Origin of the sequence: Enterobacter sp. RIT637 (assembly GCF_019718755.1) — a bacterium.
Taxonomy (GTDB): domain Bacteria; phylum Pseudomonadota; class Gammaproteobacteria; order Enterobacterales; family Enterobacteriaceae; genus Enterobacter.
The window spans coordinates 549,679-574,662 of record NZ_JAIHAZ010000001.1 but is presented as its reverse complement, the minus strand read 5'-3'; the positions used below and the strand labels follow the sequence as shown (position 1 = coordinate 574,662).

The following is a 24,984-nucleotide window of genomic DNA, read 5'->3' as shown; positions in this document are numbered from 1 at the left end:
AAATAAATAACATAAATATTTAGAACGCCCTATAAAAGCTCATTTGCATACTGGTTGAGTTCCTATCACAATAGAACATCGACCCCGTTGACTCGCGACCCATGCAACGTCTTCACGCTTACCCCGACATTCGCGCGATGTTTCGCCGACTCCTGATTGCCACCGTCACCGGCGTGCTGGCCGCGCTGGCCGTGGCGGTATTCCGCCACAGTATGTACCTGCTGGAGTGGGTGCTTCTCAGCAACGATAGCGGCAGCCTGGTGAATGCCGCCGCGTCGCTCTCGCCCTGGCGGCGCGCGCTGACGCCCGCGCTGGGCGGTCTGACCGCAGGATTGTTGCTCTGGGGATGGCAACGATTTACCGCGCAGCGCCCCCAGGCACCTACAGACTATATGGAAGCACTGGAAACCGAAGACGGACAGTTTGATTACGGTGCCAGCCTGGTGAAATCGCTTGCCTCTTTGCTGGTGGTCGCCAGCGGCAGTGCCATCGGGCGTGAAGGGGCGATGATCCTGCTTGCTGCCCTCGCCGCGTCCCTGTTCGCCCGGCGCTTTACCCCTAAATCAGAATGGAAATTGTGGATTGCCTGCGGGGCCGCCGCCGGGATGGCCAGCGCCTACCACGCCCCCTTAGCCGGAAGCCTGTTTATCGCTGAGATCCTGTTTGGCACGCTGATGCTGGCCTCGCTCGGCCCGGTGGTGATTGCTGCGGTGGTCGCGCTGCTTACGACCCGCCTGCTCAGCCCCGGCGCAAACACCCTTTATCAGGTTCACCTCAGCGAGAGCCTTACCGCGGTGGATTATTCCCTCATTGTCGGCATGGGTCTGCTGGCCGGGCTATGCGGACCGCTGCTGATGTGGCTGATGGCGTTCAGCCACGGCCTTTTCCTGCGCCTCAAGCTTTCGCCGCCGTGGCAGCTGGCGCTGGGCGGGCTGATCGTCGGGCTGCTGTCGCTGCTGACGCCGAAGGTGTGGGGGAATGGCTACAGCGTGGTTCAGGCTTTTCTTCTCGCCCCGCCGCTGCTGTCGGTGATTGCAGGCGTGTTTATCTGTAAATTGCTGGCGGTACTGGCAAGCAGCGGCTCGGGCGCGCCCGGCGGGGTGTTCACACCGACGTTATTTGTCGGCATGGCGACAGGAATGCTGTTTGCGCAGCTTTTCGCGCTATGGCTGCCGGGTTCTGAAACGGCGATTCTGCTGGGGCTGGCAGGGATGGCAACGCTGCTGGCTGCCACGACGCATGCGCCGATTATGTCGGCACTGATGGTCTGTGAAATGACCGGGCAGTATTTTTTACTGCCCGGTCTGCTGGTCGCGTGTGTCGTTGCGTCGGTACTGTCGAGAACGTTACGCCACGACTCGGTCTACGGACCCCATACTGCTGAAAGCAGAGAGGTCGATGTACTGCGCTAATTCGCGCTGTTCGGCGCGCGGCAGGTAGGGCAACTCACCCACTAAAGGTCCGGGGAGTTTTTTACTCAGCACTTCGATGATTTCAGCGTAGTGCGCAAGACCCGGGTTAATACGGTTAGCCACCCATCCCACCAGCGGCAGGCCGTCATTAGCAATGGCCTGCGCCGTCAGCAGGGCATGGTTGATGCACCCTTCCTGAATGCCGACCACCATCACCACGGGAAGCTGTTCCTGCACCACCCACTCGGAAAGCGGGCGTAAATCATTCATCAGGCTACGCCAGCCGCCGGTACCTTCAACCACAACGTGGTCAACTTTCTCGCTCAGGCTTGCCAGACCGTCGGAAAGCAGGCTGTAGTTGATCAGACCGCTGTGCGCCACGCTGCTCTCATCCTCGCTCAGCGCGATAGGATTGACCGCATGGTAAGGTAATTCAATGGACGAAACGCTTTGCAGAACCAGGGCGTCTTTATTACGCAATCCGTCTGGCGTCTCTTTACTGCCTTTTGCGACCGGTTTGTACCCTGCCACGCGTTTACCGCTCGCTGCCAGAGACTGCAGCAATGCGCGGGATACGACGGTCTTGCCGACAGAGGTATCAGTACCAGTAACAAAGAAACGCTTAAGCATGACTCATTCCACCTCTTGGGTATGCTTCGAAAATATAAACCAAGTAAATAATTCAGTGGGGGAAGTCTACGGGATGCATGCGCTACCCGGCTTGAGATAGCGCAATATTTCTTACATCTATGGAAAAGAGTTAACCCTGTAGCAAACGGATCAGTAAAGAGCCGTTATACATCGCATCTTTCACCAGCGCGGCACCGGCCATCGTTCCCTGGTTCGAAAACTGGGTGCTTTCGACCGCGATGTTTTTGCTGTACGCCGGAAGCGCCTGCTGGTTGATGCAGGCAGAAATCGCCGGAAAGAGAATATCCGCCGCCTGGCTGAGCGGTGAACCAATCAGGATTTTTTGTGGATTAAACAGATTGACCATAATGGCCAGAATGCGGCCCACGTTATTACCGACGCCCGTGATGATATCTTTCGCCAGTAAATCCCCCTGTCGCGCAGCCGCACACAGTGAATCCACGGTAAGCGGCTGGCCGTGAAGCGAGGAGCTCATCGATTGACTGAGCCTCACCTGCGCCAGTTCCAGCACGCTTTCGACGCTGGCAATGGTCTCCAGGCAGCCGTGGTTGCCGCAGTAGCAGCGTTTACCGTACGGGTCGACCTGGGTGTGACCGATTTCCACCAGGCTGCTGCTTCCGGCGTGGAGAAGACGTCCGTCGGTGATCACGCCCGCCCCGACGTTATGGTCAATGACCACCTGAATCACATCCCGCGCGCCGCGAGATGCGCCAAACAGCGCCTCCGCCATGGTCCAGGCGCTGATATCATGCTGAATGTAAACGGGCACGCCGGTATGGTTTTTCAGCACCTCGCCCAGCGGCATCTCTTTGACATCGTCATAAAACGGCATGCGGTGCACGATGCCATTTTCGGTATCAATAATGCCCGGCATGGTGATAGCAATCGCCGTTAACCGTTCCAGTCGCTGCTGATGACGAATAAAGAAGTGATCGATGTGCGAGACAATCGCGTCGAGGAGCGGTTGCTCCGCATCGAGCGGGAGTTCCAGACGGTCTTCCACCACCAGCTTGCTGCTGAGATCGCGCAGCGCAAGAAAGATTTCTCCCCGGCTGATGCGCAGCGACAGGTAGTGCCATGCTTCCGTTTCTACCACCAGTCCGACAGCAGGACGGCCACGGCTGCCCGGCTCCTGTATTTCCGTCTCCTGGACCAGGTGGGCTTCCAGCATTTCGCGGACTATCTTGGTGATACTGGCGGGTGCCAGTTGTGCCAGGCGCGAAAGATCGATACGCGAAACCGGACCGAGCTGATCGATCAGGCGATACACTGCGCCTGCATTGGTCTGCTTAATCTGATCAATATGCCCTGGCTGACTATCAGCAACCACCTCGTACTCCCTTATTTTCGAGCTTCGAAATAAACTGTTGGCTATGGTGAAGCACTTCACCAGGCGTCGTCAAATATTTACTTAGCCATGTGATTTACCGCACATTTTTAACCCTGTTTCCCTACAAATATCGCCCTGCCGAGGCGGTGATGAGCTGCTTTTTAAACCGCTGCGCCGCCTGACTCTGTTCGCGATGTTTTGACCAGACCAGCCACATCTCGGAAACCGCCTCTTTTTCGGCAATCGCCACCCAGCGCATTTCCTGCAATTGTACCCGCTTAAAGGACGCCGGGAGAATAGAAACCCCAAGTCCGGCGGCGACCAGGCCAATAATGGTCATGGCCTCCCCCACTTCCTGAGTAATCACCGGAGCGAGATCGTGGCGACGCATCAATCCCAGGATATCGTCATACAGACCCGTCCCGACCTGAGGGTCAAAAAAGACAAAGGGCTCTTTTGCCAGTTCTGCCAGCGTCACGGAAGCTTGCGACGCCAGCGGGTGATCGAGTGGGATCATCGCCATCAGCGGTTCGCGCAGAATGACCTGCCATGCCAGCGTATCCGGTAGCGCAGTGTTACGCATCAGCCCCAGGTCGAGCGAACCCTCGTTCAGCGGCGAAATTTGCTCGCGGGTGTTTATTTCGCGGGTCTGAATATGCACGTCCGGGAAATGGCGGCGGAACAATGAGAGGGTTTCTGAGACAGCGCTGATGAAGGGTGCCGATGAGGTAAAGCCGATCCGCAGTTCGCCGGTCTCCCCCAGATACAGCCGCTCCGCCCTGGCTGCGGCGTCATCCACCATGCTCAGGATTTGCCTGCTGTCAGCCAGAAACTGCTTGCCCGCGGCGGTCAGGCTCACGCTACGGTTCGTTCGCGCCAGCAGACGCGCCCCGACCTGCTGTTCCAGGATCTGAATCTGCTGGCTTAACGGTGGCTGAGAGATATTCAGCCTTGCCGCTGCGCGGCCAAAATGCAGCTCCTCGGCGACGGCGACAAAGTAGCGTAAATGACGCAGCTCGATATTCATATTTTTAAAGTATCATTTGAGATTATTAATATATTAGACAGAATATTTACATTTTCCTACTCTGATCTTGTGGTCATACCCGTCACCAGAAATTACGGGGATGTTTAAGCAAGGAACATGTGTGAGTCGTACAACTACCATTGATATCACTCCGGCAAATGATATTGATGATTTACCTGCAGCATCTCAGCCGGTGCAGTTTATTAAACGTGGTACCCCTCAGTTTATGCGCGTCACGCTGGCGCTTTTCTCAGCGGGTCTCGCAACCTTCGCCCTGCTCTATTGCGTTCAGCCGATCCTGCCCGTGTTGTCCCACGAGTTTGGCGTGTCGCCTGCCAGCAGCAGTATTTCACTCTCTATTTCTACCGGCATGCTGGCGATTGGCCTGCTCTTTACCGGGCCGCTGTCCGACGCCATTGGCCGTAAACAGGTGATGGTGACCGCGCTGATGCTGGCATCGGTCTGCACGTTACTCTCGACCATGATGACCAGCTGGCACGGTATTCTGATAATGCGTGCGCTGATCGGGTTATCGCTGAGCGGCGTGGCGGCGGTCGGGATGACCTATCTCAGCGAGGAGATCCACCCGAGCTTTGTCGCCTTCTCTATGGGGCTGTACATCAGCGGGAACTCGATTGGCGGGATGAGCGGACGCCTGCTGAGCGGGGTGTTTACGGATTTCTTTAGCTGGCGCATCGCGCTGGCGGTAATCGGGTGTTTTGCGCTGGCATCAGCCCTGATGTTCTGGAAAATCCTGCCGGAATCACGCCATTTCCGACCGACCTCTTTGCGCCCAAAAACGCTGTTTATCAACTTCCGCCTGCACTGGCGTGATAAAGGGCTGCCGCGCCTGTTCCTGATGGGTTTTCTGCTGATGGGGTCGTTTGTCACGCTGTTTAACTACATTGGCTATCGCCTGATGCTCTCTCCGTGGCATCTCAGCCAGGCGGTGGTCGGCCTGCTTTCCGTGGCGTACCTCACCGGTACCTGGAGTTCGCCAAAAGCCGGAGCGATGACCGCACGCTACGGTCGCGGCCCGGTGATGCTGTTCTTCACGGCGGTGATGCTGGTCGGCCTGCTGCTGACGATCTTCTCCTCCCTGTGGCTGATATTTGCCGGAATGCTGCTCTTCTCAGCAGGCTTTTTCGCCGCCCACTCGGTCGCCAGCAGCTGGATTGGCCCGCGCGCCCGTCGCGCCAAAGGTCAGGCATCGTCGCTGTATCTGTTTAGCTATTACCTGGGTTCCAGCATCGCCGGGACCCTCGGCGGCGTGTTCTGGCACAACTACGGCTGGAACGGCGTGGGCGGGTTTATCGCGCTGATGCTGTGCGCGGCGCTGCTGGTGGGGTCAAGTCTTCATAAACGTCTGAGATAATAAGCCTGCGGGCTGATGTGCGATCCAGATAAACGGCACCAGCGTACTGGTGCCGTTTCACGTTCAGGAATCCCAGGCCTGCTCTATCTTACCGGCTTTAAACTGCGGAGGCGGTTTTCGGAAACGGCGCGTTAGCCATGTCAGGTAAAGGATGCCCAGCGCCGCCCAGATGAGGCCAAGCGTCAGGGACGTCGCTTCGAGATTTATCCACAGCACGCCGACCGTTACGGCACCAATGATTGGCAGGAGGAAATAGTGGAACCGATCTTTCCACGTTTTGTTCAGCCCCTTACGCCGCCAAAAATGGTTGTACACCGAGAGATTAACAAACGTAAACGCCACCAGCGCGCCAAAGTTGATCAGCGCCGTCGCGGTCACGAGATCAAAGTACAGGGCCGACAGCGCCACTATCCCAACCATAATGACGTTCAGGGCCGGAGTACGCCATTTCGGATGCACGTAGCCAAACACCCGCTCCGGAAAGACGTTGTCACGCCCCATCACATACAACAAGCGTGAGACGCTGGCGTGCGAGGCCAGGCCTGAAGCGAGCGTATTCACAAACGTGGTACACAGAAATACCGACTGGAAGAGCTTGCCGCCCACGTACAGCGCAATTTCCGGCAGCGCGGCGTCCGGGTTCTTGAAGCGCGCGATGGTCGGGAAAAAGAGCTGCATGAAAAACGAGGCAACAATGAATATCAGCCCGCCATACAATGCGGTCAGAAAAATGGCTTTGGGAATAACTCGCGCCGCGTTTGGCGTCTCTTCCGACAGCGTGGTGACCGCGTCAAAGCCGAGGAAAGAGAAGCAGACGATCGTCGCGCCGGTAATAATAGGAAGCAGATGTGCGTTCTCGCTGATAAACGGCTGGAGCGACCAGACGGTGCCGACGCCCTCACCCTTGTGCAGACCATGCACCACGAGTATGACAAACACCACCATGATGGCGACCTGCACCAGCACAAACAAGGTGTTAAAGTTGGCGACCAGGTTAACACTCTTCAGGTTCGCCAGCGTCATGATCATCACAAACCCTACCACCCAGACCCACGGCGGGACTTCAGGGAACAGCGCGGAAAGGTAGATCTTCGCCAGCAGCACGTTGATCATCGGCAGGAAGAGATAGTCCAGCAGCGATGACCAGCCGACCATAAAACCCAGATGGGGTCCGATCGATTTCTGCGTGTAGGTGTATGCAGAGCCCGCTTCCGGGAACTGTCGCACCAGCTTGCCGTAGCTGATGGCGGTAAACATGACGCCAGCCAGCGCCAGGAGATACGAGGCGGGCACGTGGCCATTGCTGATACCGGACACAATGCCGAAGGTATCAAACACGGTCATGGGGGTGAGGTAAGCCAGCCCCATCATAACTACCTGCCAGAGCTTTAGGGAGCTGCGCAGCCGGGTTCTTCCGGCCATGCCCGGCGAGTCAAGAGAGGTGTTAGTCGCCATAAACCGTCCCCCCCATGCTTACCGTGGTTTGCACTTGCGTTGACCTTAACGCAAACCTGCTTAGCAAAGGGGGAAGTTGTAAAGAACAAACGCGATCGTACCAGCGCACCGTCTCTGGCTCGCACTCACAGCAGGCGCCTGACTGGCCCCCTTCGCCCTGCGGATAATTGAACATCTGCATCATTTCCTACCTCGTCACACAGTGTCGTTAAGAAAATCCCTGTGCCGCCTGCGCTCCATAACGCGACTCCCGGGAGATAGCTGGCATGCCAGCGAACAGTTAGGCCAGGCTCCGCGCAGGCCGTTGGGTGATACGTATGCGATGAAACAAAGCGGCCCCTTACCGGGGCACGTTATCAGGCGTTTTTCAGCATCCACTCAATTTCAGTTTCGGTAATCAGGCGTTCAAACTGCAGTAATTCATCATTTTTGCAGGCGTGATAGACGTGGCAGAAACGCTCGCCCAGCCGTTCGCGAAGATGATCGTTTTGCATAAATTCCCACAGCGCATCGCTCTGGCGAATCGGGAATGGCAGCCCGTCCTGCTCCAGACCATTACCTTCTACTTCTTCCTGCAGGGGTAAATCGTTATCCAGCCCGTGAAGAATGCCCGCAAAAATCGCCGCCATCACCAGATACGGATTCGCGTCTGCTCCCGCTACCCGGTACTCGACCCGATGGTTATGGCGATCGCCGCAGGGGATACGCAGGGCAACCGTACGATTGTTGTGTCCCCATGACGCCTGCGTTGGCACGTACATGCCCGGCTGGAAACGGCGGTAGGAGTTGACGTTCGGTGCCAGCAGCGCCATGGACGCCGGCATCAGATCGATCATCCCGGCCAGCGCGCGTTTCAGCAGCGCGGAATCCTCGCCGCTGGCGTCTGCGAGCACGTTTTCGCCTCTGTTGTTTTGCATGCTGATGTGGATATGCATCCCGCTGCCCGCATGCTCTTCATACGGCTTTGCCATAAACGTGGCGTGCATCTTATGCTTTTCCGCCATCTGCCTGACGAGACGTTTTAGCGCCAGCGCATCATCGCAGGCATCAAGCACGTTTTCCGTATGGTGCAGGTTAATCTCGAACTGGCCCGGAGAGGCCTCGGCCACTGCCCCGTCGGCGGGGATCAATTGCAACTGCGCCAGCTCGTCAATATCATTCAGCACGTCAGCAAAGTGGTTCAGGTTATCCACCGAGTAGACCTGACTCTGCGTGTTACGCACGTCGGTGCCCGGCGCGCAGGGTGGCTGCAAATACCCTTCTGCATCGCGTTTACGGTCAAGCAAATAGAACTCCAGCTCTACCGCTACCACGGGGAACAGACCGCGCTGGCGCAGCTGCTGCCAGAGTCGGTTGAGTACGTTCCGCGGCTCAACGTCAAAGGGAGCGCCATCTTCATCGACCATGGTGAGCTGCACCTGACCAATGTATTCCGGGTCGGCGGCGGACGGCGTCAGGGTACCCGGTACCGGCACACAGATACAGTCCGGCTCGCCGAGCTCCTGCCCCAGGCCCGCCTCTTCCACGACGTTACCCAAAATGTCCATGGCGAAAACCGATGCCGGGAAATAGCAGCCTTTTTCAAGTTTGCTCAGTCCGGCAACCGGGATACGTTTGCCGCGAAAACAGCCGTTCAGGTCGGTCAGGAGGACGTCAATAAACTGGGTGTCAGGATACTTTTCTAAATAGCGCTTCACTTCCTGCGTAAAGGCGCTGCCCCGCCTCTCATCCGTGTGCTGCACAAAGTTCTCAACTTCTACGATATTGGTTTCCATGATTTACCACCGTTTTTGTGATTTGCGTTCGCTGCTCTGGACTGTCAAATATAATGTCCACCCTATCGAATTTGTATGCAAACAAATTGTTTGTCAAATGTTAAATTAAGTTTGCAAAAGGCAGATCTCGTTGCTAGATTGAGAAAATATTGAACGAAAAGGCCGTTCCAGAGGTGAGAATGGCCTAAATTTAGTCCACTTTGTGAGGGCGATCATGGAAAATATAATGAACAAGCCAGTTATTGGCGTGGTGATGTGCAGAAACAGGCTTAAGGGTCATGAGACCCAGACCCTGCAAGAAAAGTACCTGAATGCCGTTATTAACGCGGGGGGTTTACCTATTGCCTTACCGCATGCGCTGGCAGAGCCAGAGTTAATGGCCGCTCTGCTGCCAACCCTTAACGGGATTTACCTGCCAGGCAGCCCAAGTAACGTGCAGCCGCACCTTTATGGTGAAAACGGCGATGAGCCTAACGCCGATCCCGGGCGAGATCTTCTGAGTATGGCGCTGATTGCCGCCGCGCTCGAAAGGCGCATCCCCATTTTCGCCATCTGCCGGGGGCTGCAGGAACTGGTTGTTGCGACGGGAGGAACGCTGTATCGCCGCCTGTTCGAGCAGAACGACCTGCTTGAACACCGGGAGGATGCTGAACTGCCGGTTGAGCTACAATACGCCCCTTCTCATGAAGTTCAGGTTCAGGAGGGAGGACTGCTGTCTCAATTAATACCAGGCTGTAACAAATTTTGGGTAAACTCGTTACACGGGCAAGGTGCACGAACGTTAGGGCCACGGCTCCGCGTGGAGGCCCGTTCGACGGACGGGCTGGTCGAAGCGGTTAGCGTTCATGACCACCCTTTTGCCCTCGGCGTGCAATGGCACCCCGAATGGAACAGCAGCGAGTACGCCCTGTCACGCATGTTGTTTGAAGGTTTTATCACCGCCTGTCAAAGCCACGTTGCCGAGAAGCAACGACTTTGACCACTATCGTAAAGGAAATGCAACTATGAGCGATGACGGACTGGCGCCAGGGAAACGTCTGTCAGAGATCCGCCAGCAGCTGGGTCTCTCGCAGCGGCGTGCCGCCGAACTGTCTGGGTTAACACACAGTGCCATCAGCACCATTGAGCAGGATAAAGTCAGTCCTGCCATCAGTACGCTGCAAAAGCTGCTGAAAGTTTATGGGCTGTCGCTCTCGGAATTCTTTTCGGAACCGGAAAAACCTGATGAACCGCAGGTGGTTATTAATCAGGAAGACCTTATCGAAATAGGCAGTCAGGGGGTTTCGATGAAGCTGGTTCATAACGGAAATCCGAACCGTACGCTGGCGATGATTTTTGAAACTTACCAGCCTGGAACCACGACCGGAGAGAGGATCAAACATCAGGGTGAGGAGATCGGTACGATACTGGAAGGTGAAATAGTGCTGACCATTAATGGCCAGCTTTATCACCTGGTTGCGGGGCAAAGCTATGCCATCAATACCGGCATACCGCACAGCTTCAGCAACACCTCGGCAGGCATCTGCCGCATTATCAGTGCCCACACCCCCACCACGTTCTAATTACCACTCAGTCCCGGCGTAAGCCCACTTACGCCGGGACAAATAAAAACGATCAATGTCGGCATTCAACGGGTTAATTCCCGGGATGCCTCACGGCTTCGTATTGCCTGAAACGGCCATGCCTTTATTTATCTGATTGCGAAAGAAAGGAGTGAATATGCATTTTCAGCACCTGACTTACTGGCAGGATAAAGCAAAAAATAGCGCCATTGAGACCCGGCTCTTTATTAACGGAGCCTATTGTGGCGCTGCCGATAATGCCACGTTTGAAACCGTCAATCCTGCTACCCAACAGACGCTGGCGAACGTGGCCCGGGGAAAGCAGGCGGACGTGGACCGTGCGGTTCAGGCCGCGCGCGAGGTATTTGAGCGCGGTGACTGGTCGCAGGCGTCTCCGGCGCAGCGCAAGGCCGTGCTAAATAAGCTCGCCGATTTGATGGAACGCCACGGCGAAGAGCTGGCCTTACTGGAAACGCTGGACACCGGTAAACCCATCCGCCACAGCCTGCGCGACGATATTCCCGGCGCTGCGCGCGCCATTCGCTGGTACGCCGAAGCGGCGGATAAAGTCTACGGCGAAGTGGCGCCTACGGGTCCGGACGAGCTGGCAATGATCGTGCGCGAGCCGATCGGGGTTGTCGCGGCCATCGTCCCCTGGAACTTCCCGCTGCTGCTGGCCTGCTGGAAGCTGGGCCCGGCGCTGATCGCGGGCAATAGCGTGGTATTGAAACCCTCGGAGAAATCGCCGCTCACCGCCCTGCGGCTGGCCGGGCTGGCGAAAGAGGCGGGCCTGCCGGACGGCGTGCTGAATGTGATAAGCGGTTACGGCCACGAAGCGGGCCAGGCGCTGGCACTGCATCCGGAGGTCGAGGTGCTGACGTTTACCGGCTCTACCCGTACCGGCAAGCAGCTGTTGAAGGACGCGGGTGAAAGCAACATGAAGCGCGTCTGGCTGGAGGCTGGCGGCAAGAGTGCCAACATTATCTTTGCCGACTGTCCGGACCTGGACAAGGCCGTGAGCGCGACCGCCGCCGGGATTTTCTATAACCAGGGGCAAGTCTGTATCGCCGGTACCCGTCTGCTGCTCGAAGACAGCATCGCCGATGACTTCCTGGCAAAGCTGAAAGCGCAGGCTCGTCACTGGCAGCCGGGCGATCCGCTCGATCCCGACAGCACGATGGGAATGCTCATCGACGCTGCGCACGCCGATACCGTCCACACGTTTATTCGCGAGGGAACCCAAAAAGGCACGCTGCTGCTGGACGGGCGGGAACAATCGTGGCCTTCCGCAGTCGGTCCAACCATTTTTGTCGACATCGACCCCGCCTCCCCGCTCTGCCGGGAAGAGATTTTCGGGCCGGTGCTGGTCGTCACCCGTTTTAAAACCGAAGAGGAAGCCTTAACGCTGGCCAACGACAGTGAATATGGGCTTGGCGCGGCGGTATGGACCCGCGATCTCTCCCGCGCGCACCGCATGAGCCGCCGCCTGAAAGCAGGCTCGGTCTTCGTCAATAACTATAACGACGGTGATATGACCGTACCCTTTGGCGGCTATAAGCAGAGCGGCAACGGTCGCGATAAGTCCCTGCACGCGCTGGAAAAATTTACCGAACTGAAAACCATCTGGATTGCCCTGGAGCCTCAATCATGACCGAACATACCACCAGCTACTACGCGGCCAGCGCGAACGCTTACGAACCTTTCCCGACGCTTAACGAGTCGATCAGCTGCGACGTGTGCGTGGTGGGCGGCGGCTATACCGGCCTCTCCTCCGCGCTGCATCTCGCCGAAATGGGCTACGACGTGGTGCTCCTTGAAGGGGCGCGCATCGGCTTCGGCGCCAGCGGACGCAACGGCGGCCAGCTGGTTAACTCCTACAGCCGCGATATCGACGTGATTGAGAAAAACTACGGACCCGACGCCGCCAGAGTCCTCGGGAGCATGATGTTTGAAGGCGGGGAGATCATCCGGGAGCGTATCCAGCGCTATCAGATCCAGTGCGACTATCGTCCCGGCGGGCTGTTTGTGGCGTTAAACCATAAGCAACTGGAGACGCTGGAGGAGCAAAAAGCCAACTGGGAACGCTACGGCAACACGCAGCTGGAGCTGCTGGACGCCAGCGCCATCCGCCGGGAAGTCGACAGCGAGCGCTATACCGGCGCGCTGCTGGACCGCAGCGGGGGGCACATTCATCCGCTGAACCTGGCGATAGGCGAAGCGGACGCCATTCGCCTTAACGGCGGGCGGGTGTATGAACAGTCCCCGGTGACCGCCATTCAGCACACCAGCCCGGCCGTGGTGAGCACGCAGCATGGCCAGGTGACGGCCCGCTACGTGATAGTCGCCGGGAATGCCTATCTGGGCGATAAGATAGAGCCGGAGCTGGCAAAACGCAGCATGCCCTGCGGCACCCAGGTGGTGACCACCGCCCCGCTGCCGGAAGAGGTCGTCCGCACGCTGATCCCTAATAACTACTGCGTGGAAGATTGCAACTACCTGCTGGATTACTACCGCCTCACCGCCGACAACCGCCTGCTGTACGGCGGTGGCGTAGTCTATGGCGCGCGCGATCCGGACGATGTCGAGCGCCTGGTGATGCCAAAGCTGCTGCAAACCTTCCCTCAGCTGGCCGGCGTCAAAATCGACTACCGCTGGACGGGCAACTTCCTGCTGACCCTGTCGCGTATGCCGCAGTTTGGTCGTCTGGATAAAAACATCTATTACATGCAGGGCTACAGCGGCCACGGCGTGACCTGCACCCACCTGGCCGGACGGCTGATCTCTGAACTGTTGCGCGGTGACGCTGAGCGCTTTGATGCGTTTGCCAAACTCCCGCACTACCCCTTCCCGGGCGGTCGCAGCCTGCGGATCCCATTCACGGCGATGGGCGCGGCGTATTACAGCCTGCGCGATCGTCTTGGCGTATGATCGTTTCGACAAAAGGGTATCTGATATGAGTAACCAGGAATTTCATCAGCGCAGACTTTCTGCCACCCCGCGCGGCGTAGGCGTAATGTGTAATTTCTTTGCCCGCACGGCAGAGAATGCCACGCTTACCGACGTGGAAGGCAACGACTATATTGATTTCGCCGCCGGGATCGCGGTACTGAATACCGGCCATCGTCACCCTGAACTGGTGGCCGCAGTGGAAAAACAGCTTCACCAGTTCACCCATACGGCCTATCAGATTGTGCCGTATGAAAGCTACGTTTCATTAGCCGAAAAGCTTAACGAGTTGGCCCCGGTGCAGAGCCCGGCCAAGACGGCGTTCTTCACAACGGGCGCGGAAGCGGTAGAAAATGCGATTAAAATCGCCCGGGCCCACACCGGCAGACCGGGTGTGATTGCCTTCGGGGGAGGCTTTCACGGCCGAACCTATATGACCATGGCGTTAACCGGCAAGGTCGCGCCCTATAAGCTGGGATTTGGCCCCTTCCCGGGGTCGGTTTATCACGTGCCGTATCCCTCCGAGCTGCACGGCATCACGACGCAGGATGCCATCACGGCGATTGAGCGCCTGTTCAAAGCGGATATTGAGGCGAAACAGGTGGCGGCGATTATTTTTGAACCCATCCAGGGTGAAGGCGGATTCAACGTCGCCCCGGCAGAGCTGGTGGCCGCCATCCGCCGTATCTGCGATGAGCACGGGATCGTGATGATTGCCGACGAAGTGCAGAGCGGCTTCGCCCGTACGGGTAAACTGTTTGCCATGGAACACTACGCGGACAAGCCCGACCTGATGACGATGGCTAAAAGCCTGGCAGGCGGAATGCCGCTGTCCGGCGTGGTGGGCCGCGCCGGGATCATGGACGCGCCGGCGCCCGGCGGTCTGGGGGGAACCTATGCAGGCAACCCGCTTGCGGTGGCCGCCGCGCACGCGGTGCTGAATATTATCGACAGCGAGTCACTGTGCACGCGCGCCCGTCATTTGGGCGAACGACTGACAGCCACGCTGGAGGAGATTCAGGGCAGTTTTCCTGCGCTCGTGGCGATAAGGGGAAGAGGATCGATGATTGCAGCGGAGTTTTTTGATCCCGAGAGCCGCGAACCTTCAGCCGCCATCGCGCAGGCGATCCAGCAAAAGGCGCTCTCCCGGGGGCTGCTGCTGTTGATTTGCGGTCAGTACGGCAACGTGATCCGGTTCCTTTATCCGCTGACCATTCCGGATGCCCAGTTCAACCAGGCGCTGGCGATCTTGCAACAGGTTATGCGTGATAAGGACTAAGTGCCCACCGAAAACCGTCTGCCGGAATGCCGGCGACGGTTTCAACGGAGGAGATCGGCACAGATTTCCTCCGTGTGGGAAATGTTGGGGAATTTGGTCTGTTTCATTGTATGCTCCCTGAAACACATCCCTGACAAGAGGAAATAAGAATTGCAAAAAAAATCCGCCTATCAGTCACTTGTGAAAACCTTCCAGCGCCTCTCCCGCTTCTCGCACCTCTCCTCCATCGCCAGTTGGGACATGTTCACTATGATGCCGCCGGGCGGCAGCGCCGCGCGCGGTGAAGCGCTGGCGGAGATGAGCGTCCTGCAACACCAGATCCTGACCGATAAAAAAGTCGGCGACTGGCTGGCTGCAGCGGCAAGCGAAGACCTGAATGATGTCGAACAGGCCAACCTGCGCGAAATGACGCGCCACTACCAGCAGGCAACGCTGCTGCCGGAATCGCTGGTGGAAGCCAAATCCCTCGCAGGCAGCAAATGTGAGCATGCCTGGCGTACCCAGCGCCCCGCCAACGACTGGCAGGGTTTCTCCGCTAACCTGAAAGAGGTGGTCAAACTCAGCCGCGAAGAGGCTCGCCTGCGGGCTGAAGCCAAAGGCTGTACGCCGTACGACGCGCTGCTGGATATTTTTGAGCCCGACATGACCAGCGCCCGTCTGGACGTTCTGTTCGGCGATATGAAGTCCTGGCTACCGGACCTGCTGGCAAACGTGGTGGAAAAACAGGCTCAACGGTCGTTTATTCCCCCGCAGGGTCCCTTCCCGACGGCAACCCAGCGCGAACTGGGTCTGGAAGCCATGAAGATGCTCGGCTTCGATTTTAACGGTGGCCGCCTGGACGTGAGCGCTCACCCGTTCTGCGGCGGCGTCCCGGAGGACGTTCGCATCACCACGCGCTATGACGAGAATGAACTGCTCAGCGCGCTGTTTGGCGTGATCCACGAAACCGGACACGCCCGCTACGAACAAAACCTGCCGCGCGCCTGGTCAGGACAGCCCGTGGCGCTGGCGCGCTCAACGGCAATCCACGAATCTCAAAGCCTGTTCTTTGAAATGCAGCTGGGACGCAGTGAAGCCTTCCTCAAGCATCTTCTCCCTGCGGTGCACGCCCGTTTTGGCAGCCAGGCGGCATTCAGCGAGGAGAACTTTATCGCCTGGAACCAGCGCGTGAAGCCGGGCTATATCCGCGTGGATGCGGACGAAGTGAGCTACCCGGCGCACGTGGTGCTGCGCTATGAAATTGAACGCGCGTTGATCAACGGCGACATTGAGGTGGACGACATTCCGGCGCTGTGGGATGAGAAAATGCAGGCCTGGCTTGGGCTGTCGACCAAAGACAACTACCGCAACGGCTGTATGCAGGATATCCACTGGACCGACGGCGGCTTTGGGTATTTCCCGTCGTATACGCTGGGTGCAATGTACGCCGCACAGCTCTTCCACGCCGCGAAAACGGCGCTTCCGGGTCTGCAGGCGTCTATTGCTGATGGCGATTTCTCAGCGCTGTTCGACTGGCTGCGTCAGAACGTCTGGCAGCACGGCAGCCGGTTTAGCACGTCGCAGTTAATCACCCAGGCGACGGGCGAGGATCTGAATATCCGTTACTTCCGCGAACACCTGACGTCACGCTATTTGTAATCGACATCGCCGGGGAAATCCCGGCGTTGTACAAACGGTTACACGCCGATACCAATCACTCACGGAAACCCCGAATTTACAGGGATATAGTTCTTTCAACGGCCCCGCAGTGGGGTTAAATGAAAAACCAAATTCGAGGGTATGAACATGAAAAAAGTATTAGCTCTGGTTGTTGCCGCTGCTATGGGTCTGTCTTCTGCTGCATTTGCTGCTGAAACTACCGCGACCGCAACACCTGCTGCGGCGCCAGCTGCAACCACCACCGCTGCGCCAGCCAAAGCGGTTCACCATAAGAAACATCACAAAGCAGCAAAACCTGCTGCAGAGCAGAAAGCCCAGGCCGCTAAAAAGCACCACAAAAAAGCGACCAAGCCTGCTGTAGAGCAGAAAGCGCAGGCGGCTAAAAAGCATCACAAAAAAGCAGTAAAACACGAAGCTGCTAAACCAGCTGCACAGCCAGCTGCGTAAGAGTACAAGCTTAACCGTGCCCTTCGGGGCACGTTGGTAAACCGGCGCTGAACCGACCAGTTCCGCGCCGTTTTTTTATCCGGAGGGCGTATGCTGCGGCGCTATCGGTTTGAGCTCATTCTTATATTGCTTATTTTATGCGCGCTCATCGCAAGCCAGTTTTATCTTTCCTGATTGTAGCACGCTGATTTTACTCCCACTTTAACGCTGTCCCGTCTATAGTATTTTCATAGGGTTCACTTTTAATAATCATAATTACCCCACCAGAGTGTGATATGCGTAAATCTGTTGTGTTGTTACTGGGAACGTTTGGTCTTTTTTCAGGATTCTTACATGCGGACGATGGTGATGAAGACGCTATCAGCGCCAAAGAGGTCAAGACCCTTTTTTTTGGTCACGATGACCGCACGCGGGTTACCGACCCGACGCAGGCTCCCTGGGATGCAATAGGACAACTGGAAACGGCCAGCGGTAACTTATGTACCGCAACATTAATTACCCCTCAGCTGGCACTGACGGCCGGACATTGCCTTCTCATGCCGCCAGCCGGCAAGCCGGATAAAGCTGTCGCCCTGCGCTTTGTGTCGCAAAAAGGGGTCTGGCGCTATGAGATCCACGGCATTGAAGGACGGGTTGATCCCTCTCTGGGTAAACGCTTAAAGCCGGATGGTGAGGGCTGGATTGTGCCCCCTGCCGCCGCATCCTGGGATTTTGGGCTGATTGTTCTTCGCTATCCACCATCGGGTATCACACCCCTGCCCTTATTCGACGGTGACAAAGCCGCGCTGACGGCGGCACTGAAAGCCGTTGACCGAAAAGTGACGCAATCCGGCTACCCGGTCGATCATCTTGATTCGCTTTACACGCATACGGACTGCACGGTCACTGGCTGGGCGCAAAACAGCGTGCTCTCGCATCAGTGCGACACGCTACCGGGTGACAGCGGGTCACCGCTGATGTTGAAAACCGAGGATGGCTGGCAGTTGATTGGTGTTCAAAGCTCTGCCCCATCCGCCAAAGACAGATGGCGCGCCGATAACCGTGCCCTGTCGGTTACCGGTTTTCGCGACAAGCTGGAAGCCCTCGCGCAGCAATAAAAAAGGCAGCGAATATCGCTGCCTGAAGAGGATGTCGAAACTGACATCAGGCGAGTTTGATCATAATCATGCCTGCGAGCAGCAGCACCAGGCCGATCCAGCCTTTGTGATTCAAACGCTGACCGAACAGTATCCAGCCTGCTGCCAGGGTGGCGGCGATCCCGAAGCCGCCCCACAGCGCATAGGCCACAGAAAGATCGATCCCTTTCACCGCCTGCGACAGGGCGCTAAATGCCCCCAGAACGGCGGCAATCGACATCAGGCCATAAAACTTACGGCGAAAACCGTCAGAGAATTTTAAAAAGACGTTAGCCACGATTTCCAGCACGATGGCCAGCGCCAGCCAGGCCGCGTGGATCCATTCAAACTGCTGCATGAGCCTGCTCCTTCTGCTGTTTCGTCGGTTTACGTGTACCCGATTTAATCAGCACGATCCCTACCACCAGCGTGGTTAATCCGGCAATTTTCATTGTCGACAAGGTTTCGTCAAATATCATGACGCTGAACAGCGTGATCAATAAAATACCGATACCTTCCCACAGGGCATACGCGACACCCAGCGCGATTTTTTTTACCGCAAATGAGAGGAAAATATAGGAAAGGGTAATCATCACCAGCATTAAAATAAAACCGGTATTACCATCGCTCACGCTTGCCCATTTCATCGACAGGGTGCCGGTAATTTCAGCGAGAATAGCCAGGGCTAATAAAATCCAGTAAAACATGTTCTTCTCCTGCTTGAGAATATAATCCATCGTGGCTCGCTTTAGACAGCAAACCAAAAAATATGAAAATAGATCGGACAGCTTAGCGCAGGGCGCCAGCTCAGGCAGAAGACGTGACTACAGCGCGTTGCGCCAGTGTTGCTCACCAGACAGAAGGCAGAAGGAGGTGGAGAAAACAGCGGTGTTTGTTGAAAAATACGTCCTGAACAAATTGTCCATAAAATTACAATTATCCGCGTTGTTGCTTCTCGTCTTTGCGGATGAAAATTGTCCTCGGTAGTTGAACACGCTAGATTTGTACCATAAGCCAGGGTTTTACTCAAAGTCTTTTCATTTCTTTACCCATCCCGTTTGATTTTGGTTAGTTTTTTTACTCGGATAAAGCATCTATTATAAATAAAAAATTATTCAGGAACTTCCATGGCTAAACCCATCATTACCCTTAACGGGCTGAAGATTGTCATTATGCTGGGCATGCTGGTAATCATATTGACCGGCGTTCGTTTTGCAGCCGACATCATTGTGCCATTTATTCTGGCGCTTTTTATTGCGGTGATCCTGAACCCGCTGGTACAGCGCCTGGTGCGGCTACGCGTTCCCCGCGTGCTGGCGATCACGCTGCTCATCAGCATTATCATCGTTGTCATGGTGCTACTGGTGGCCTATCTCGGGACATCGTTGAACGAGCTGGCGCGTACGCTACCAAAATACCGTTCTTCGCTGGCGATCCCGCTCCTGCAACTCGAGCCCTGGCTGCAGCGGGCAGGTATTGAGATCTCGGTTGAGGAACTGCTGAAGTATATCGATCCGAATGCCGCCATGACCCTCGTTACCAGCCTGCTGGCGCAACTCTCTAACGCTATGACATCCATTTTCCTGCTGTTTTTGACGGTCGTGTTTATGCTGCTGGAAGTGCCGCAACTGCCCGCAAAGCTGCAGCAAATCATGGTTCGTCCGGTGGAGGGTATGGGGGCGATTCAGCGCGCGCTGGACAGTGTTTCACGCTATCTGGTGCTGAAAACCGCCATCAGCCTGGTGACTGGCCTGGTGGTCTGGGGGATGCTCGTCGCGCTGGATGTGCGCTTTGCTTTCGTCTGGGGATTGCTGGCCTTTGCCCTCAACTACATTCCTAACATCGGTTCCGTGCTGGCGGCGATCCCCCCGATTCTTCAGGCGCTGGTGTTCAGCGGGCTTTATGATGCGCTGGTACTGTTAGCGGGTTATCTGGCGATCAACCTGGTGTTCGGGAACATTCTTGAACCACGCATGATGGGCCGCGGGCTGGGGCTTTCCACGCTTGTGGTATTCCTGTCCCTGATATTCTGGGGCTGGCTGCTTGGTCCTGTGGGAATGCTGCTTTCTGTTCCGCTGACGATCATCGTGAAGATTGCCCTGGAGCAAACGGCGGGCGGGCAAAGCATCGCCGTGCTGCTAAGCGATATGGATCATCGCTAGCCCACCCATCGCCTGCACCGGACTCTGGATCGCCGAATCGGCGATCCAGAGTGCCCGGGAGATCATCTCCAGCCCATTGCCGGTGCGACATGCTTCAGAATGGACTCAATAACATGCGCGTTATAGTCCACGCCCAGCTGGTTCGGCACGGTCAGCAAGAGCGTATCCGCCTCGGCGATGGCCTCATCCTTTTTCAACTGTTCGATCAGCGCGTCAGGCTCTGCGGCGTAGCTGCGACCGAAAATGGCGCGCGTTTTTTCATCAAGATAACCGACGCTATCGCTCTCATTGCGGCTTGAACCGAAATACATCCGGTCGCGGTCGTCCATCAGGGCAAAAATGCTGCGGCTGACCGACACGCGCGGCTGACGGGTATGTCCCGCGTCGGCCCAGGCCTGGCGGTACGCGCGGATCTGTTTTGCCTGCTGAATATGAAACGGCTCGCCGGTTTCATCGTCCTTCAGCGTGGAGCTTTGCAAATTCATTCCGAGTTTAGCAGCCCATACCGCAGTCGCATTCGACCCTGCGCCCCACCAGATGCGGTCCCGTAAGCCTTCGGAATGCGGCTCCAGACGCAGTAACCCTGGCGGGTTCGGGAACATCGGCTGTGGATTGGGTTTTGCAAAGCCTTCTCCACGCAGCACCTCCAGCAGCACCTCGGTATGACGGCGCGCCATATCCGATTCGTTTTCCCCCTCCTGAGGGACATAGCCAAAATGACGCCAGCCATCAATGACCTGCTCAGGAGAGCCGCGGCTGATGCCAAGCTGTAAACGACCGCCGGAAATAAGATCCGCGGCCCCCGCGTCCTCCGCCATATACATCGGGTTCTCATAGCGCATGTCGATCACGCCGGTACCGATTTCAATACGTTTGCTTTTTGCACCTATCGCCGCCAGTAAGGGGAACGGCGAGCTCAGCTGGCGGGCAAAGTGGTGTACGCGGAAATAGGCACCGTCTGCACCCAGCTCTTCGGCCGCCACGGCCAAATCGATAGACTGCAGCAGTGTGTCTGCCGCCGAGCGCGTACCGGACTGCGGCGACGGCGTCCAGTGACCAAAGGATAAAAACCCGATCTTTTTCATGACTCTGTGTCCTGATAATGCTTTGCGTTATCCCTACTTTACGCATTACCGTGTGAGAATAAATGGCGTTTATTTAACGGAGTGATTCAAATAAATTGACAGAATTGAGTGGTTCGTCATGACGCGCCATAATGGGATATAATATTCCCCACTCTTTTCATGGCAGGTAACATCGGCAATGGCTTTGATCCCCAAAAACTACGCGCGGCTGGAAAGCGGCTATCGCGAAAAAGCATTAAAAATCTACCCATGGGTGTGTGGACGCTGCTCGCGGGAGTTTGTCTATTCCAACCTCCGTGAACTCACTGTTCACCATATTGATCACGACCATACCAACAACCCGGAAGATGGCAGCAACTGGGAACTGTTGTGCCTGTTTTGCCACGATCACGAGCATTCTAAATACACCGAAGCGGATCAGTACGGCACCACCGTGGTCGCCGGTGAAGACGCGCAAAAAGACGTGGGCGTCGCCACCTTTAACCCGTTTGCCGATTTAAAAGCGATGATGGATAAGAAGAAATAATCGTTCACCGCCCATACCAGCCGTATGGGCGGCTCAGGAAAGGATAAAGGCTATGGACACCCTCCGCTGCTATTGGGATATGTTTTATACCGCCTACGGTTTACTTTTCACAAGAATACTTAGCCTCATACTTCTGGTCTGGCTGTGCCATGATATTCTGCGCCGCTCAGGGAAAAACGCTGCTGATGCCGCAGGCCCGATCGCAGAGGCCGATGCCCGGGAGCGGTATCAATGGCGTTTTCAGCTGTGGTCATTGCGAACCGTACAACTCCTCTGCCTGCTCTCACTTTTCTGGATGCTTATTAAGGGACTCTTTGCCTGACCCTTTCTCTGGTTAAAATGTCCAGGTGATAGCGGCGGTTGCAGACCCTTCATTTCGCCGCATCACAATCGGGCTTTCATTCGCATGGTCGCCAAGCCAGGTATAGTCCGCACTCAGGACCGTTCCCCAGTGGGCATCGAACAGATGGCTCCAGGTCAGACTAGTGTCGACGCCATAAAATCCACCCGGCGCTGAATAGCGGTGATATCCGGTGCGGCGGCTCTGCTGCTCGCTGACCCCATACCAGGTATTCAGATAACGGCTGTCGCCAAACAGGGCCGCAGACTGAAAGGCAACCGTGTCCTGGTTATTTTGTACAGGGATTAGCGTCACGGAAGCCTGATAGCTGGCCCCCTGGCTATCCGTTAACGGCAGCGTCGCTTTCGCCTCTACACTCAGCCAGGGCGCGGCCTGCCAGCCAACGGCAAGGCCGGTATTCAGAGTGGTATCAATGTTCCCCATCCCTTTCAGATTGTTTGCGCCCTCACGCCAGTCAGAATTTTTATCAGCCCTTCCAAAGTCGTACCCCAGCGTGTGTTCGAAATACCAACCGCTGTCGTTTTGCAGGTCATATCCCAGCCCTTTTTGCGCATCAATAAAGAAAGCGCCTTTGCGCCCTTGCAGCACAGGAACCACCTGCCACACCTGCTTGTCTGAGCCTGAGTAACGCGGGGCATACTGTCCCCCCAGCCCGACGGTTAAGGAATCGGACGCAGAGCCATCATCCGCCTGCGCGCCGGATGCCACGACCATCAGAAGCGGGACGGACATATACAGGACTTTTTTTATCGCTATCATACTGCTCTCCATACAGACGCTGGCGTCTCCTGATTCAGGGGCGGCCACATAATGTTGGCGCAGTATGATTTGGCTGAATCAATGAATCGTCGGGATAGTGTTAAGAAATGGTCAAGGTGAACGGATGTTGTCCAGAAGAGTGCTGATTATTGAAGATGACGCCGATGCGGCTGGCGTGCTCGAAGCCTATTTACGGCGTGAAAATTACGACGTGACCATTACCAGAGACGGTCTTTCCGGGCTGGATATGGCCCAGCGGTGGAAGCCCGACCTCATCCTGCTGGACGTGATGCTGCCGGGGCTTAACGGCACCGAAGTGCTGGCTGGCCTGCGTCGTAAAAGCGATGTGCCGGTGATCATGGTCACGGCCATGGGGGATACCCCCGACCGTATTGGTGCCCTGCGGTACGGTGCCGATGATTACGTTGTGAAGCCTTATCATCCGGGAGAAGTTGTGGCTCGGGTGCAGGCGGTGCTGCGGCGCAGCCGTAAAAAAGAGACAGACGAAGCGATCCTTCGCTGGCAAACGCTGGAGGTGGATGTCGCCGCCATTGTGGCGAGCGTAGATAACGGCGACGATGCGCCCGTGATGCTCGATCTTACGCCAACGGAATTCTCTCTTCTGGCAACGCTGCTGCGCTCTCCTGCGCACCCGTTTTCCCGTCAGTATTTACTGGAACACTGTTTACCGGAAAGCGAGGCGCTGGAGCGCGTGGTGGACACCCATATTTATAACCTGCGTAAAAAACTTGAGGCGGCGGGTATTTCCGGCGTGCTGATCAACGTTCGCGGCGTGGGTTACAGGTTCAGACAGCCATGATAAAAAACCGGCACTCCTCTCTGTGGCGCTGGATTTGCGCGCGCATCTTAGCGCTGGCCATCGGCAGCGTGATCGTCATTGCCACCTGCATGTGGCTACGTTATGCGGTGCAGAACTACTGGATAATGGGCAAAATGCCAGCGGCGGTCCGGCAGGAGTTTCTTACGCTCAGCCAGAACCCGCAGGCCAATCCGGCCCGCTTCCACACGATTGTGGACACCTGGTGGGGTCTGAGCTATTCCACGCCGTCTATCGCCTCAGCTGACTGGGTCACGGTGGCGCTGCTGGTGCTGGTGATGATCCCGTTTATTGTGGTGATGGGGCTAAAACACGCCCGGCCGCTGGCGCAGCAGTTCAGCCGCCTTCGCGATGCAGCAAAGGATGTCGCCGACGGGCAGTTTGGCCGTCAGGCGGAACTTATCAAGGATGCCCCGGCGGAAATGGTCAGCTTTGCGACCGATTTTAACTCCATGACGGGGCAACTCGCCCGCTATGAGAAAGAGCTCCGCGCCTCACACGTCGCGATGGCGCACGAGCTGCGCTCGCCCCTGACGGCCGCCATTGGGCGTCTGCAGGGCATGTTAGACGGCGTGTTTGATGCCAGCCCGGCGCAGCTGGGCATGGTGATGAAACAGCTCCAGCACCTCAACCGCCTCACCGATGAGCTCCACCTTCTCTCGTTGGCCGACGCGGGTAATCTCGTGCTGGAGGACCAGCCGTTCTGTCTGGATGAGCTGATTCAGGAGCGGGCAGCCTGGATCATGCCCCAGGCTGATGCGCATCATTTCCGGATAACCCTTCGTAACCCGCGCACCTGCCCCTTCCGGGGCGATGCGTTCCGTCTGGGACAGGTCGTGACCATCCTCATGGAAAATGCACTACGTTACGGACGCGATGGCGGCCATCTTGAGGTGGCGCTGCACTACGCCAGCGGTCATTACACCCTCGAATTTACCGATGACGGGCCGGGCGTATCGCCCCAGTTTTTACCGGAAATGTTTAAACGCTTTAGCCGCGAGGAGCAGTCCCGCGCGCGGCATTCCGGCGGCAGCGGCCTCGGTTTGTCCATCGCCCGGGCGATTTGTCAGGCGCATGGGGGTGAGATTAGCGCGTCGTTACCGGAAACCGGCGGCCTCGCCGTGTGCATTTTGTTGCCCTGGCATCCGTCCGATAATGAAAATCTCCACTCTTGATAAAGCCTTGACAGAACATCGAATCTTTCTCGACGTAGCGCGCAT

General features: G+C 56.7%; 24 protein-coding genes. 15 read left to right on the top strand and 9 right to left on the bottom strand.

The features are described from left to right. Window positions 1–101 precede the first annotated feature (101 nt). Window positions 102–1,412, top strand: a complete 1,311-nt coding sequence (gene clcB, locus K5E19_RS02785; RefSeq protein ID WP_221549869.1) for a voltage-gated ClC-type chloride channel ClcB — start codon at window positions 102–104, stop codon at window positions 1,410–1,412. Here clcB and bioD read toward each other — a convergent pair. The 3 genes from bioD to K5E19_RS02770 form a co-directional block, all read right to left on the bottom strand. Further along, on the bottom strand, window positions 1,347–2,042 hold the full coding sequence (gene bioD / locus K5E19_RS02780; protein ID WP_010430557.1) for a dethiobiotin synthase: 696 nt from the start codon (window positions 2,040–2,042) through the stop codon (window positions 1,347–1,349). The two genes, clcB and bioD, sit on opposite strands and share 66 nt — an antisense overlap. Before the next feature lie 130 nt (window positions 2,043–2,172). Further along, window positions 2,173–3,393, bottom strand: a complete 1,221-nt coding sequence (gene mlc, locus K5E19_RS02775) for a sugar metabolism global transcriptional regulator Mlc (RefSeq protein ID WP_221549868.1) — start codon at window positions 3,391–3,393, stop codon at window positions 2,173–2,175. Between the two features lie 121 nt (window positions 3,394–3,514). Beyond that, window positions 3,515–4,420, bottom strand: a complete 906-nt coding sequence (locus K5E19_RS02770) for a LysR family transcriptional regulator (protein WP_221549867.1) — start codon at window positions 4,418–4,420, stop codon at window positions 3,515–3,517. 121 nt (window positions 4,421–4,541) lie between these two features. On the opposite strand from K5E19_RS02770, the gene K5E19_RS02765 reads away from it, so the two are divergent. Then, the gene (locus K5E19_RS02765) at window positions 4,542–5,795 is read left to right on the top strand and encodes an MFS transporter (RefSeq protein WP_221549866.1); all 1,254 of its coding nucleotides are present in this window, start codon (window positions 4,542–4,544) and stop codon (window positions 5,793–5,795) included. Between the two features lie 63 nt (window positions 5,796–5,858). Here the strand turns inward: K5E19_RS02765 and K5E19_RS02760 are convergent, their stop codons facing one another. Continuing rightward, window positions 5,859–7,250 (bottom strand): APC family permease, encoded by a 1,392-nt coding sequence (locus K5E19_RS02760; protein WP_221549865.1) that lies wholly within the window; start codon window positions 7,248–7,250, stop codon window positions 5,859–5,861. A 356-nt stretch (window positions 7,251–7,606) separates the two neighbouring features. Then, window positions 7,607–9,025: a glutamine synthetase family protein gene (locus tag K5E19_RS02755; RefSeq protein ID WP_029739362.1), complete on the bottom strand. Its 1,419-nt coding sequence runs from the start codon at window positions 9,023–9,025 to the stop codon at window positions 7,607–7,609. A 214-nt stretch (window positions 9,026–9,239) separates the two neighbouring features. Here K5E19_RS02755 and puuD point away from each other — a divergent pair, with 214 nt between their 5' ends. The 8 genes from puuD to K5E19_RS02715 all read left to right on the top strand — a co-directional run bounded on the left by puuD (window position 9,240) and on the right by K5E19_RS02715 (window position 18,015). Then, window positions 9,240–10,004: a gamma-glutamyl-gamma-aminobutyrate hydrolase gene (gene puuD, locus K5E19_RS02750; RefSeq protein WP_221549864.1), complete on the top strand. Its 765-nt coding sequence runs from the start codon at window positions 9,240–9,242 to the stop codon at window positions 10,002–10,004. Window positions 10,005–10,029: 25 nt separating this feature from the next. Then, window positions 10,030–10,587: an HTH-type transcriptional regulator PuuR gene (gene puuR / locus K5E19_RS02745; RefSeq protein WP_221549863.1), complete on the top strand. Its 558-nt coding sequence runs from the start codon at window positions 10,030–10,032 to the stop codon at window positions 10,585–10,587. Window positions 10,588–10,744: 157 nt separating this feature from the next. Next, window positions 10,745–12,238, top strand: a complete 1,494-nt coding sequence (gene puuC / locus K5E19_RS02740) for an aldehyde dehydrogenase PuuC (protein ID WP_221549862.1) — start codon at window positions 10,745–10,747, stop codon at window positions 12,236–12,238. Continuing rightward, window positions 12,235–13,515: an FAD-binding oxidoreductase gene (locus tag K5E19_RS02735; RefSeq protein ID WP_059346671.1), complete on the top strand. Its 1,281-nt coding sequence runs from the start codon at window positions 12,235–12,237 to the stop codon at window positions 13,513–13,515. Before puuC ends, K5E19_RS02735 begins: the two co-directional genes overlap by 4 nt. Before the next feature lie 25 nt (window positions 13,516–13,540). After that, a complete protein-coding gene (puuE, locus tag K5E19_RS02730; protein WP_221549861.1) occupies window positions 13,541–14,812 on the top strand; it encodes a 4-aminobutyrate transaminase in 1,272 nt (423 codons plus the stop codon). A gap of 150 nt (window positions 14,813–14,962) precedes the next feature. Continuing rightward, window positions 14,963–16,450, top strand: coding sequence for a carboxypeptidase M32 (locus K5E19_RS02725; RefSeq protein WP_221549860.1), 1,488 nt, complete (start codon window positions 14,963–14,965; stop codon window positions 16,448–16,450). 147 nt (window positions 16,451–16,597) lie between these two features. Next, window positions 16,598–16,918 carry an acid resistance repetitive basic protein Asr gene (asr, locus tag K5E19_RS02720; RefSeq protein WP_029485059.1) on the top strand — a complete coding sequence of 107 codons (321 nt, stop codon included), beginning with the start codon at window positions 16,598–16,600 and terminating at the stop codon, window positions 16,916–16,918. Between the two features lie 275 nt (window positions 16,919–17,193). Continuing rightward, entirely contained in the window at window positions 17,194–18,015 is an 822-nt protein-coding gene (locus K5E19_RS02715) for a serine protease (RefSeq protein ID WP_221549859.1), read from the top strand. Window positions 18,016–18,061: 46 nt separating this feature from the next. Here the strand turns inward: K5E19_RS02715 and mdtI are convergent, their stop codons facing one another. Together mdtI and mdtJ are read right to left on the bottom strand one after the other, a co-directional pair. Further along, window positions 18,062–18,391 carry a multidrug/spermidine efflux SMR transporter subunit MdtI gene (gene mdtI, locus K5E19_RS02710; RefSeq protein WP_010430539.1) on the bottom strand — a complete coding sequence of 110 codons (330 nt, stop codon included), beginning with the start codon at window positions 18,389–18,391 and terminating at the stop codon, window positions 18,062–18,064. Next, window positions 18,378–18,740: a multidrug/spermidine efflux SMR transporter subunit MdtJ gene (mdtJ, locus tag K5E19_RS02705; protein WP_221549858.1), complete on the bottom strand. Its 363-nt coding sequence runs from the start codon at window positions 18,738–18,740 to the stop codon at window positions 18,378–18,380. Before mdtJ ends, mdtI begins: the two co-directional genes overlap by 14 nt. A gap of 420 nt (window positions 18,741–19,160) precedes the next feature. Between mdtJ and K5E19_RS02700 the strand changes: the two genes are divergently transcribed. Continuing rightward, entirely contained in the window at window positions 19,161–20,195 is a 1,035-nt protein-coding gene (locus tag K5E19_RS02700; protein ID WP_221549857.1) for an AI-2E family transporter, read from the top strand. 62 nt (window positions 20,196–20,257) lie between these two features. Here K5E19_RS02700 and K5E19_RS02695 read toward each other — a convergent pair whose 3' ends face one another. Further along, window positions 20,258–21,280, bottom strand: a complete 1,023-nt coding sequence (locus K5E19_RS02695; RefSeq protein WP_221549856.1) for an LLM class flavin-dependent oxidoreductase — start codon at window positions 21,278–21,280, stop codon at window positions 20,258–20,260. A gap of 178 nt (window positions 21,281–21,458) precedes the next feature. On the opposite strand from K5E19_RS02695, the gene yajD reads away from it, so the two are divergent. Further along, a complete protein-coding gene (gene yajD, locus K5E19_RS02690) occupies window positions 21,459–21,806 on the top strand; it encodes an HNH nuclease YajD (RefSeq protein ID WP_003857471.1) in 348 nt (115 codons plus the stop codon). Between the two features lie 52 nt (window positions 21,807–21,858). Beyond that, window positions 21,859–22,128, top strand: coding sequence for a hypothetical protein (locus K5E19_RS02685; protein WP_221549855.1), 270 nt, complete (start codon window positions 21,859–21,861; stop codon window positions 22,126–22,128). A 12-nt stretch (window positions 22,129–22,140) separates the two neighbouring features. Here the strand turns inward: K5E19_RS02685 and K5E19_RS02680 are convergent, their stop codons facing one another. Further along, window positions 22,141–22,926 carry a MipA/OmpV family protein gene (locus K5E19_RS02680; RefSeq protein WP_221549854.1) on the bottom strand — a complete coding sequence of 262 codons (786 nt, stop codon included), beginning with the start codon at window positions 22,924–22,926 and terminating at the stop codon, window positions 22,141–22,143. A 124-nt stretch (window positions 22,927–23,050) separates the two neighbouring features. Between K5E19_RS02680 and K5E19_RS02675 the strand changes: the two genes are divergently transcribed. Both K5E19_RS02675 and K5E19_RS02670 read left to right on the top strand, forming a co-directional pair. Next, window positions 23,051–23,746, top strand: coding sequence for a response regulator (locus K5E19_RS02675; RefSeq protein ID WP_221549853.1), 696 nt, complete (start codon window positions 23,051–23,053; stop codon window positions 23,744–23,746). Continuing rightward, a complete protein-coding gene (locus tag K5E19_RS02670; RefSeq protein ID WP_221549852.1) occupies window positions 23,743–24,939 on the top strand; it encodes a cell wall metabolism sensor histidine kinase WalK in 1,197 nt (398 codons plus the stop codon). The genes K5E19_RS02675 and K5E19_RS02670 overlap by 4 nt, the downstream gene beginning before the upstream one ends. The last annotated feature ends 45 nt before the right edge of the window (window positions 24,940–24,984 follow it).

Excerpts from the sequence above, each read along its gene's own strand:
- K5E19_RS02770 (WP_221549867.1), bottom strand. The coding sequence starts at position 4,420 with ATGAATATCGAGCTGCGTCATTTACGCTACTTTGTCGCCGTCGCCGAG.
- clcB (WP_221549869.1), top strand. The coding sequence starts at position 102 with ATGCAACGTCTTCACGCTTACCCCGACATTCGCGCGATGTTTCGCCGA.
- puuD (WP_221549864.1), top strand. The coding sequence starts at position 9,240 with ATGGAAAATATAATGAACAAGCCAGTTATTGGCGTGGTGATGTGCAGA.
- K5E19_RS02675 (WP_221549853.1), top strand. The coding sequence starts at position 23,051 with ATGTTGTCCAGAAGAGTGCTGATTATTGAAGATGACGCCGATGCGGCT.
- K5E19_RS02735 (WP_059346671.1), top strand. The coding sequence starts at position 12,235 with ATGACCGAACATACCACCAGCTACTACGCGGCCAGCGCGAACGCTTAC.
- K5E19_RS02680 (WP_221549854.1), bottom strand. The coding sequence starts at position 22,926 with ATGATAGCGATAAAAAAAGTCCTGTATATGTCCGTCCCGCTTCTGATG.
- asr (WP_029485059.1), top strand. The coding sequence starts at position 16,598 with ATGAAAAAAGTATTAGCTCTGGTTGTTGCCGCTGCTATGGGTCTGTCT.
- puuC (WP_221549862.1), top strand. The coding sequence starts at position 10,745 with ATGCATTTTCAGCACCTGACTTACTGGCAGGATAAAGCAAAAAATAGC.
- bioD (WP_010430557.1), bottom strand. The coding sequence starts at position 2,042 with ATGCTTAAGCGTTTCTTTGTTACTGGTACTGATACCTCTGTCGGCAAG.
- K5E19_RS02755 (WP_029739362.1), bottom strand. The coding sequence starts at position 9,025 with ATGGAAACCAATATCGTAGAAGTTGAGAACTTTGTGCAGCACACGGAT.
- K5E19_RS02715 (WP_221549859.1), top strand. The coding sequence starts at position 17,194 with ATGCGTAAATCTGTTGTGTTGTTACTGGGAACGTTTGGTCTTTTTTCA.
- K5E19_RS02685 (WP_221549855.1), top strand. The coding sequence starts at position 21,859 with ATGGACACCCTCCGCTGCTATTGGGATATGTTTTATACCGCCTACGGT.
- K5E19_RS02670 (WP_221549852.1), top strand. The coding sequence starts at position 23,743 with ATGATAAAAAACCGGCACTCCTCTCTGTGGCGCTGGATTTGCGCGCGC.
- mdtI (WP_010430539.1), bottom strand. The coding sequence starts at position 18,391 with ATGCAGCAGTTTGAATGGATCCACGCGGCCTGGCTGGCGCTGGCCATC.
- puuE (WP_221549861.1), top strand. The coding sequence starts at position 13,541 with ATGAGTAACCAGGAATTTCATCAGCGCAGACTTTCTGCCACCCCGCGC.
- K5E19_RS02695 (WP_221549856.1), bottom strand. The coding sequence starts at position 21,280 with ATGAAAAAGATCGGGTTTTTATCCTTTGGTCACTGGACGCCGTCGCCG.
- mdtJ (WP_221549858.1), bottom strand. The coding sequence starts at position 18,740 with ATGTTTTACTGGATTTTATTAGCCCTGGCTATTCTCGCTGAAATTACC.
- puuR (WP_221549863.1), top strand. The coding sequence starts at position 10,030 with ATGAGCGATGACGGACTGGCGCCAGGGAAACGTCTGTCAGAGATCCGC.
- yajD (WP_003857471.1), top strand. The coding sequence starts at position 21,459 with ATGGCTTTGATCCCCAAAAACTACGCGCGGCTGGAAAGCGGCTATCGC.
- K5E19_RS02700 (WP_221549857.1), top strand. The coding sequence starts at position 19,161 with ATGGCTAAACCCATCATTACCCTTAACGGGCTGAAGATTGTCATTATG.
- K5E19_RS02760 (WP_221549865.1), bottom strand. The coding sequence starts at position 7,250 with ATGGCGACTAACACCTCTCTTGACTCGCCGGGCATGGCCGGAAGAACC.